At 71.3% G+C, this 9,473-nt stretch carries 7 protein-coding genes and 1 pseudogene; 4 read left to right on the plus strand and 4 right to left on the minus strand.

The features are described 5' to 3' along the window. Both SNA_RS43700 and SNA_RS09810 read right to left on the minus strand, forming a co-directional pair. Positions 1 to 213: pseudogene (locus SNA_RS43700) on the minus strand (methylated-DNA--[protein]-cysteine S-methyltransferase); the annotation flags it as partial. A gap of 66 nt (positions 214 to 279) precedes the next feature. Then, a complete protein-coding gene (locus tag SNA_RS09810; protein WP_030069849.1) occupies positions 280 to 1,164 on the minus strand; it encodes a glycerophosphodiester phosphodiesterase in 885 nt (294 codons plus the stop codon). Between the two features lie 511 nt (positions 1,165 to 1,675). Between SNA_RS09810 and uvrB the strand changes: the two genes are divergently transcribed. The 4 genes from uvrB (at position 1,676) to SNA_RS09830 (ending at position 7,924) form a co-directional block, all read left to right on the plus strand. Continuing rightward, on the plus strand, positions 1,676 to 3,820 hold the full coding sequence (gene uvrB, locus SNA_RS09815) for an excinuclease ABC subunit UvrB (RefSeq protein ID WP_030069847.1): 2,145 nt from the start codon (positions 1,676 to 1,678) through the stop codon (positions 3,818 to 3,820). A 207-nt stretch (positions 3,821 to 4,027) separates the two neighbouring features. Further along, entirely contained in the window at positions 4,028 to 4,606 is a 579-nt protein-coding gene (locus tag SNA_RS09820) for a TerD family protein (protein WP_030069845.1), read from the plus strand. 102 nt (positions 4,607 to 4,708) lie between these two features. After that, entirely contained in the window at positions 4,709 to 6,685 is a 1,977-nt protein-coding gene (locus SNA_RS09825; protein ID WP_044364367.1) for a TerD family protein, read from the plus strand. 252 nt (positions 6,686 to 6,937) lie between these two features. Next, a complete protein-coding gene (locus SNA_RS09830) occupies positions 6,938 to 7,924 on the plus strand; it encodes a TerC family protein (protein ID WP_044364368.1) in 987 nt (328 codons plus the stop codon). Between the two features lie 49 nt (positions 7,925 to 7,973). Here the strand turns inward: SNA_RS09830 and SNA_RS09835 are convergent, their stop codons facing one another. Both SNA_RS09835 and SNA_RS09840 read right to left on the minus strand, forming a co-directional pair. Continuing rightward, positions 7,974 to 8,630: an MBL fold metallo-hydrolase gene (locus tag SNA_RS09835; RefSeq protein ID WP_030069152.1), complete on the minus strand. Its 657-nt coding sequence runs from the start codon at positions 8,628 to 8,630 to the stop codon at positions 7,974 to 7,976. 12 nt (positions 8,631 to 8,642) lie between these two features. After that, positions 8,643 to 9,374 carry a maleylpyruvate isomerase family mycothiol-dependent enzyme gene (locus SNA_RS09840; RefSeq protein ID WP_030069154.1) on the minus strand — a complete coding sequence of 244 codons (732 nt, stop codon included), beginning with the start codon at positions 9,372 to 9,374 and terminating at the stop codon, positions 8,643 to 8,645. Positions 9,375 to 9,473: the final 99 nt, after the last annotated feature.

Genomic DNA, 9,473 nt, shown 5'->3' on the forward strand with positions numbered 1-9,473 from the left:
CTCCAGTCGGGTCAGCGCGCGCCGGCAGGTGCGCTCGTCGGCATGGAAGGCCACATGGGCCAGGCCCCGGTGGGTCGCGGCCAGCAGCAGCGGGCCGATCGGCGTCGCCGTCCGCGTCCAGCCCCAGTCGCGGCGCTCCGCGCCCGCCGCGGCCGGGGTCCCCTGCGTGCTGTGCTCGGCATCGTGCCCGGAATCGTGCTCGGAATCCCTCACACGATCAGCGTAGGACGTGCCACTGACAACGCGGCCCGATCGGGCGAGGGGGACTCCCTGCGATGCTCAGTCCTCGCCGGTCTCCAGCGCATCGCGGATCTCGTCGGCCCTGTTGCTGATGATGCCGTCGACACCCATCCGGTCGAGCGCGATCGCCTTGCTGTCGTCGTCGACGGTCCAGGCGTTCACCTGCATCCGGCGGTTGTGCGGGCCGGTCAGCCGGTGCACGGCATCGACGTAGCCCGGGGTGACCGTCGTGTGGTTGGGGTTGATCTCATCGCAGAACTCCGCGTACTTCGGCAGACCGGCGACCGGCGGCGTGCCGATGAAGCCCGTCTTGATGTCCGGGCGCAGGCTGTGCACGGTCTTGACGGCGTCGGCGTCGAAGCTCTGGATGACCAGCCGGCGCCGGACGTGGCTGCGGTCCAGCCAGCCCGCACGGCTCAGCACCCGAAGGGTCTGCAGCTCGATCCCCGGGTAGAGCTCGGGCGACTTGAGCTCCAGCAGGAGCCGCTGGCCGTTGTCCTCGACCTCGTCCATGTAGTCCTCGAGGGTGGGCACCCGCTCGCCCTCGAAGTCCGGGCTGAACCAGCTGCCCGCGTCCAGCTTCTCGATCTCGTTGAGCGTGAAGTCCTTGACATTCCAGGGCTTGCGGTCGGGGAAGACCTGTTCGACGTTGGTGGTCCTGGCCAGCGAGTTGTCGTGCAGCACGACCAGCGCGCCGTCCTTGGTGCGCTGGACGTCGTTCTCGACCCAGAGATCGCCCAGCCGGCTGGCCGCATCGATCGAGGCCAGTGTGTTCTCGGGGGCGTGCGTCGGGGCGCCGCGGTGGCCGACGACCACCGTTTTGTGCCCGTTGGCCGCGGCCTGCGCGGGCGCGCCGGAGAGGACGAGCGCGGACAGACCCATGAGCGCACCGGCGAGCGCGGTGGCGACGGGGCGAATACGCATACGGACTCCTCGTGACGTCGGGGGGACGTGGCTGACCTCGGGTGACGTGCACCGGCCATACGGGCGGAGGCTCGCAGCCGGGCCGTAGTGGTGAGTGGTCGGCGGATTGCCGGGGACTGAAGGGAACGGGGCCGGTATTCCGTGTGAGCGCCGTAGGTGCAGGATGCCCGTAATCGCCGTGCAGCAGACGTGCGCCCGATGCCGTCCAACTTGCCGGAGCCCTCAGCGTTACGCATCTCGGCCGACACCGCGTCACCCGTCGTTCTTGCGCCCGGTTTTGCCCCGTGCGCGCGGCCCCGCCGCGCCCCGCCCGCACCCTCCCTCGCGCGCCCGGCGAGGTCAGAGCCGCCGCGGCGACCCGGCCCGGCCCACCGCGGCACGGCGAAGGCCGCCGCGGGGCCGCCCGGCCGGTCCGCCCGACTTCCCCGCGCGGCCGCGGCCATTCCGGCGAATCCGCTGGTCGGAGGGTTTGTCACGCCGGTTGTCAGTGGGGGGTCGTACGGTGGGTGCCATGCGGCCCGTATCAAAGATCGAACGCACGGTGGCGCCCTTCGAGGTCGTCAGCCCCTATCAGCCCAGCGGCGACCAGCCGGCGGCCATCGCCGAGCTGGAGCAGCGCATCCGCGGCGGTGAGAAGGACGTCGTCCTGCTGGGCGCGACCGGCACCGGCAAGTCGGCGACCACCGCGTGGATGATCGAGAAGCTGCAGCGCCCCACCCTCGTCATGGCGCCCAACAAAACCCTCGCGGCCCAGCTCGCCAACGAATTCCGCGAGCTGCTGCCCAACAACGCCGTCGAGTACTTCGTCTCCTACTACGACTACTACCAGCCCGAGGCGTACGTCCCCCAGTCCGATACGTACATCGAGAAGGACTCCTCCATCAACGAGGAGGTCGAACGGCTGCGCCATTCCGCGACGAATTCGCTGCTCACCCGGCGGGACGTCATCGTGGTCGCCTCGGTGTCCTGCATCTACGGCCTGGGCACGCCGCAGGAGTACGTCGACCGGATGGTGCCCCTGAAGGTCGGCGACGAATTCGACCGCGACCAGCTGCTGCGCCGCTTCGTCGACATCCAGTACACCCGTAACGACGTCGCCTTCACCCGCGGCACCTTCCGGGTGCGCGGCGACACCATCGAGATCTTCCCGGTCTACGAAGAGCTGGCCGTGCGGATCGAGATGTTCGGCGACGAGATCGAGGCGCTGTCCACGCTCCACCCGCTCACCGGCGAGGTGATCAGCGAGGACCAGGAGCTGTACATCTTCCCGGCCAGCCACTACATCGCCGGCCCCGAGCGCCTGGAGAAGGCCATCGCCGGGATCGAGGCCGAGCTGGCGGACAGCCTCGCCACCATGGAGAAGCAGGGCAAGCATCTGGAGGCCCAGCGGCTGCGGATGCGCACCACGTACGACATCGAGATGATGCGGCAGATCGGCTCCTGCTCCGGCATCGAGAACTACTCGATGCACATGGACGGCCGCGAGCCCGGCTCCGCGCCCAACACCCTCATCGACTACTTCCCGGAGGACTTCCTCCTGGTCATCGACGAGTCGCATGTCACCGTCCCGCAGATCGGCGCGATGTACGAGGGCGACGCCTCCCGTAAGCGCACCCTGGTCGAGCACGGCTTCCGGCTGCCGTCGGCCATGGACAACCGGCCGCTGAAGTGGGAGGAGTTCCTCGAGCGCATCGGCCAGACCGTCTATCTGTCCGCGACCCCCGGCAAGTACGAGCTCGCGCGCGGCGACGGCTTCGTGGAGCAGATCATCCGCCCGACCGGCCTGGTCGACCCGGAGGTGGTCGTCAAACCCACCGACGGGCAGATCGACGACCTGGTGCACGAGATCCGCCGGCGCACCGAGAAGGACGAGCGCGTCCTGGTCACGACCCTGACCAAGAAGATGGCCGAGGACCTCACCGACTACTTCCTCGAGCTCGGTATCCAGGTCCGCTATCTGCACAGCGATGTCGACACCCTGCGGCGGGTGGAGCTGCTGCGCGAGCTGCGCGCGGGCGAGTACGACGTCCTGGTGGGCATCAACCTGCTGCGCGAGGGCCTCGACCTGCCCGAGGTGTCCCTGGTGGCCATCCTCGACGCCGACAAGGAAGGCTTCCTGCGCTCCGGTTCGGCGCTGATCCAGACCATCGGCCGCGCCGCCCGTAACGTCTCCGGCCAGGTCCATATGTATGCCGACAAGATCACCCCGGCGATGGAGAAGGCCATCGAGGAGACCAACCGCCGCCGGGAGAAGCAGCTGGCCTACAACAAGGCGAACGGCATCGACCCGCAGCCGCTGCGCAAGAAGATCGGCGACATCGTGGCGACCCTCGCCCGCGAGGAGATCGACACCCAGGAGCTGCTCGGCACGGACTTCCGCAAGCCCGCCCAGGCCGCCGGGGGCAAGGCGGGCAAGGGCGCCAAGGCACCGGTGCCGGCGCTCGGCGCCGCGGCCGCGCGGGGCAAGGGCGGCAAGGCCGGTGCGGTGGTGACCGACCGTCCGGCCGCCGAACTGGCCGCGCTGATCGAGGAGATGACCGAGCGGATGCGGGCCGCCGCGGCGGAGCTCCAGTTCGAGGTCGCCGCCCGGCTCCGCGACGAGGTCGGGGAACTGAAGAAGGAGCTGCGGCAGATGAAGGAGGCCGGAGTGCAGTAGGGGGAGACCACGAGGGCCGAGGGGGAGGGGGATCCGCACACCGGGGAGGGCCCGCCCACGCTGGTGTGCGGCCGGGCCCCGCGTGCGGGCCTGTGTTGCAGAAACGCCACAAAACGCGGGGCCGCGACGGCGTTGCCGTGCCGCCGTGCGTAGGGTCGGGAACACCGCCGGAAATGCGGGCGGGGACGTACGAAGAGGGGACAGCGCGTGTCGGTCAATTTGTCCAAGGGGCAGGGAATCAGCCTGCAGAAGTCCGACGGAGGCACGCTGGCCGCGGTGCGGATGGGGCTGGGCTGGCGCTCGGCGCCGCGCAGGGGCCTGTTCGGGCGGCGCACCAACGAGATCGATCTCGATGCCTCGGCGGTGCTGTTCGCCGGGCAGACCCCCGTCGACGTGGTCTTCTTCCAGCATCTGATCAGCGACGACGGCTCGGTGCGGCACACCGGCGACAACCGCGTCGGCGGCGCCGGCCAGGGCGGCGACGACGAGGCGATCCTGGTCGACCTGTCGCGGGTGCCGGTGCACATCGACCAGATCGTGTTCACCGTCAACTCCTTCACCGGCCAGAGCTTCGCCGAGGTGCAGGACGCCTTCTGCCGCCTGGTCGACGAGACCACCGGCCAGGAGCTGGCCCGCTACACCCTCACCGGCGGCGGCCAGTACACCGCGCAGGTCATGTCCAAGGTGCACCGCGCGGGCAACGGCTGGTCGATGACCGCCATCGGTGAGCCCGCCAACGGACGCACCTTCCAGGACCTGGTGCCCGCGATGCTGCCGCATCTGTAGCCACCGCACCACGGCGGCAGCGCGCACCGGGCCGCGCCGCCGCACCCCGGGCGCCGCGCCCGGCACCCGGCCCGGACGCGACACCGAGCAGGGGGAACAACGATGACGGCCGAGCTGGTCCGTGGCCAGAACCATCCACTGGACCGCACCCGTGTGGAGATCCGGATCAGCGCGGGCGGGCCCGTCATGGCCGGTGTCACGCTCGGCGACGATCAGGGCAGGCTGTCCGGCACCGACGCGGTGGCTCACCCGGGGGCGCCCTGCCGCACCGGCGTCGAGGTCCCCCGCCAGGCCGCCTCCGAGCACCGCATCGCGGTGGACCTCGACGCGGTGGCGGACACCGTCCACCGGGTGAGCGTGTTGCTCGCACTTCCCGCCACGGTGTCCTCGCTGACCGGTTTCGGCGCGGCTGCCGCGCCCCGCGTCGCCGTCACCGGCCTCGACGGCACCCCGCTCGCCGGGTACTCGATCACCGGCCTGGGTGCCGAGACCGCCGTCGTCGCCGTGGAGCTCTACCGTCGGCAGGGCGCCTGGAAGGTCCGCGCGGTGGGCCAGGGCTACGCCGACGGCCTGGCCGCGATGCTCCGTGACCAGGGGCTGCCGCAGGCGGCGGAGCTGGCCGCGGAGATCGAGGAGGCGGTCGGCCTGGGCCGTGCCCGCGCGGTGCCCTCCCCGGTGGCGGCCGGCCGCGCCGAACAGCCCACGGCCGCGCCGCCCGTCCCCGAAGGCCCCGCCCCCGCGTCACCCGCCCCCGATGCCTCCGCCCCGTCGGCCCCCGCACACGGCGGCGACCGCGTCGACTACCGCCACCCCCGGCGCCGTACGGCCCCCGCCCCGGCCCCCGCGGCCGCCCCGGAAGGCCCAAAGATCCCGGAAGCCCCCGACGGCCCGCAGACCCCGGTGGCCGGGGACGCCGCCGGATGGAGCATGGACGAGCGGCTCTACAACCAGGTCTGGGGCATGTTCGAGGACCTGGCCCGCTCGGTGGCCGCCTACCGCAGCGCCTGCTCCTTCGCCGAGTCCCGGCTGGAGCAGGAGCTCGACCAGGCCCTCGCCGATCCGAGGAACCGCCTGGGCTCGGCAGCCGCCGCCGCCCGCGCCGCCGCCCGCGACCGGCACGCCGCCCTGGTCACCCAGGCCCGCGCCGCCCTCGACCGCGACCTCACCCAGCTCACCGCCGAATCCGAGGTCGTCGAGCCCGCTCTGCCGCCCGCCTTCGCCCGCTGGGACAGCCCCGTCTGGCAGGGCCACCACGCCCCGCAGGAGCCCCCGATGGCGGTCCGGCTGGGCGATCTGCACCTCCCCGAGGTCCTGGACCTGCGCATCCCCATGCTCGTCCGTCTCCCCCTGGAGCGCGGCCTGTGGATCGACAGCGGACCGTCCTCCTACGCCTGGCAGGCCGACCCAGGGCGGGAGTTCGGCCGCCGCGAGCTGGGCAGCGCGCTCACCGAGGGCCCGCCCGACGAGGCCGTGCTCGGCCGCCTCGCCCTGGACACCGCGGTCGCGGTCGCGGCCCGGCTGCTCGCCGCCCACCCGGTGGGGGACTTCGCGCTCCAGGTCATCGACCCCGGCGGTACGGCCGCGCCCGCGCTCGCCCCGCTGCTGGAGACCGGCGCCCTGCGCGAGCCCCCCGCCCCCGGCGCCCAGGGGGTCGCCCGGACCCTGGAGGCACTGATCCGGCGGGTGGACCTGGTCCAGATGGCGGTGCGCAACCGTGCGGCCGACTCCCTGCCGCCGGATGTCGACACCGCCCAACAGCTGCTGATCGTCCATGACTTCCCGCACGGCTTCGACGACCGCGCCGTCAACCAGCTGCGCTATCTGGCCGACGAGGGCCCGGCGGTCGGGGTGCATCTGCTGATCGTCGCCGACCGCGCCCAGTCCCAGGAGTACGGCCCGGTCCTCGATCCGCTGTGGCGGTCCCTGCTGCGCCTCACACCGGTGCCCGACGCCCATCTCGCCGACCCCTGGGTGGGGCACGCCTGGACGTATGAGCCGGCGCTCGCCCCCCAGGGCAGCCCGATCGTCCGCCAGGTCCTGAGCCGCCTCGCCCAGGCCCGCCCGGCCGAACGGCACTGACCGGCCCGACGCTGCCTACCCCTCGACGCATCACCCCTCCCACCAGCATATTTGCCGTTTCCTTTACTCTTTCTTGGTTATCCTTTACCCTTCTTGGTGCGGAGGGGAGTATTCCCGCTGCGGCGTACCCGTCATCACGGACCGACGAGCTTCACCGGATCCCGGGGCGCCGGCCCGGCATCTGCCCTTGGGCGGAAGAGACCTCCGGCAGCGACGACGCTGTGAGTGCCGTACGACTCTGCCGGAGGAGCAGTGGACGTTTCCCTGACCCTGTGGGCGCTGACCATCCTCGGTCTGTGCGCCCTGATCGCCGCCGACTTCTTCATCGGCGGCCGCAAGCCCCACGAGGTCTCCCTCAAAGAGGCCGGAATCTGGACCGCCGTCTGGATCGCGCTCGCCGCGCTGTTCGGACTCGGACTGCTGGTCTTCGGCGGTGGCGCGCCCGCCGGTGAGTTCTTCGCCGGCTTCGTCACCGAGAAGTCGCTGAGCGTCGACAACCTCTTCGTCTTCGTGCTGATCATGGGCAAGTTCGCGGTCCCGGCGAAGTACCAGCAGCGGGTCCTGATGGTCGGCGTGCTGATCGCGCTCGTCCTGCGGGCCGGTTTCATCGGCGCCGGCGCCGCGATCATCGCCCACTTCTCGTGGATCTTCTATCTCTTCGGCGCGTTCCTCATCTGGACCGCGTGGAAGCTCGTCCAGGAGGCGCGCGCCGAGGAACACGACGAGGAGTTCGAGGAGAACCGCTTCCTCAAGATGGTCGAGCGGCGCTTCCCCTCGACCGACGCGTACCACGGCACCAGGCTGTTCATCGTCGAGAACGGCCGCCGGCTGATGACCCCGATGCTGATCGTCATGCTGGCGATCGGCACCACCGACGTCCTGTTCGCCCTGGACTCCATCCCGGCGATCTTCGGCCTCACCCAGGACCCGTACATCGTCTTCACCGCCAACGCCTTCGCCCTGATGGGACTACGGCAGCTGTACTTCCTGATCGGCGGGCTGCTGGAGAAGCTGGTCCACCTCTCCTACGGCCTGTCGGTGATTCTCGGCTTCATTGGGGTGAAGCTGGTGCTGCACGCGCTGCACGAGTCCGGGGTGGCCGTACCGGAGATCAGCATTCCGGTCTCGCTGGGGGTGATCTGCGCGGTCCTCGTCATCACGACGCTCACCAGCCTGCGCGCCTCGAAGAAGGAGCGGCAGGCGGCCGAGGTGGCGGCCAGGGAGGACCTGACCGTCTGAGACCGCCGGCGGGCCCGTACGACCGACCGGCCGTACGGGCCCGCCGGGGCTACCAGCCGCGCTCGCGCCACTCCGCGAGATGCGGACGCTCCGCGCCCAGCGTGGTGTCGTCGCCATGGCCCGGGTAGACCCAGGTCTCGTCCGGCAGTTGACCGAAGAGCTTGCTCTCGACGTCGTCGAGCAGGCTGGCGAAGTTCTCGGCATCGCCCCAGGTGTTGCCGACGCCCCCGGGGAAGAGGCAGTCGCCGGTGAAGACATGCGGCGCGCCGTGCGGGTCGTCGTAGACCAGCGCGATGCTGCCCGGGGTGTGGCCGACCAGATGACGTGCCGTCAGCTGCACCCGGCCGACGGTGAGGGTGTCGCCGTCCTCGACGGGGACGTCCGTGGGGACCGGGATGCCCTCGGTGTCGTAGCGCCCCGCATAGGTGCGCGCACCGGTCGCATCGACCACCTCGCGCAGCGCGCCCCAGTGGTCACCGTGCCGGTGGGTGGTGACCACTGAGGCGATGCCGCTGTCGCCGATCAGCGTGAGCAGGGTGTGCGGTTCGGCGGCCGCGTCGATCAGCAGCTGCTCGTCGGTGGCCCGGCACCGCAGCAGATAGGCGTTGTTGTTCATCGGACCGACCGCGACCTTCGAGATCATCAGGTCGCTCAGCTCATGTACGTCGGCCGGTCCGCCGACCTGGACTGCTCCGCTGTAGGCCATCATGGGATCACTCTAAAGCGGCGGGACGGCAGGCAGGGGGGAGCCTGCGCTGTCGAGTTGCCCGCCGTCGGAGCGTCCGCTCAGCCAGCCGACCAGCTCCGCCGCGGCGCCCGTCACCACCACCGGCGCGGCCCCGGGCGCCCCGCCTCCGGTGCGCCAGTGACGGCCGCCCTGCGTATGCAGCTCCAGGGTGGGCAGCTCTTTGTGCCCCGCGAACTTCACCGTGGCCAGCAGGTCCAGATAGCCGTCGACGAAGCCGGGCAGCAGCTGGTCGACGGTGTGCCCGACGCCGAGGTCGACGTGGTGCAGCTCGACCTCGGCCAGCCGGCGCAGCGCCAGCCGGCCGGCGCGCTCGATGACGCCGTTGCGCATCTCGACCTCGTACGCCCGGCGCTCCTCCGGCAGCGCCCGCGCCGCCGCATCGAAGCGGGCGGCGCTCTCGCGCAGATCCTCCAGATGGGCGGCCAGCGGACGGCCGGCGTCGCGTTCGATATCGGCGTCGCGGGCCGTGTCGCTCGCGTACATCGGCGTGCGCACCGTCGTACGCGCCCAGGTCAGGAGGTTGGTCAGGGCATCCGCGTTACGGGAGAGGTGCGCGAGGACATGGCCACGGGTCCAGTGCGGCAGAAGGGACGGTTCGGCGATCGCCTCGTCGTCCAGTTTGCCGGCCGAGACCAGAAGCCGGTCGGTGGCCTCACGGACGGCACTGGCGTCGCGCGGGAAGTCCGGCAGGGTGTGGGTCATGCTCCGAAGCTAGCGCCACCGGGGCGACTTCGGGAGTCGTCCGGCGGCCACCGGGGCGTACGCGGGGGCGGGGGAGGGGCGGGGGGGGGGGCGGGGGGC

Origin of the sequence: Streptomyces natalensis ATCC 27448, assembly GCF_000935125.1 — a bacterium.
GTDB classification, from domain to species: Bacteria; Actinomycetota; Actinomycetes; order Streptomycetales; family Streptomycetaceae; genus Streptomyces; species Streptomyces natalensis.

Bases quoted from the DNA above. Each gene is read 5' to 3' on its own strand.
- SNA_RS09810 (WP_030069849.1), bottom strand. From the start codon at position 1,164: ATGCGTATTCGCCCCGTCGCCACCGCGCTCGCCGGTGCGCTCATGGGT.
- uvrB (WP_030069847.1), top strand. From the start codon at position 1,676: ATGCGGCCCGTATCAAAGATCGAACGCACGGTGGCGCCCTTCGAGGTC.
- SNA_RS09825 (WP_044364367.1), top strand. From the start codon at position 4,709: ATGACGGCCGAGCTGGTCCGTGGCCAGAACCATCCACTGGACCGCACC.
- SNA_RS09835 (WP_030069152.1), bottom strand. From the start codon at position 8,630: ATGGCCTACAGCGGAGCAGTCCAGGTCGGCGGACCGGCCGACGTACAT.
- SNA_RS09840 (WP_030069154.1), bottom strand. From the start codon at position 9,374: ATGACCCACACCCTGCCGGACTTCCCGCGCGACGCCAGTGCCGTCCGT.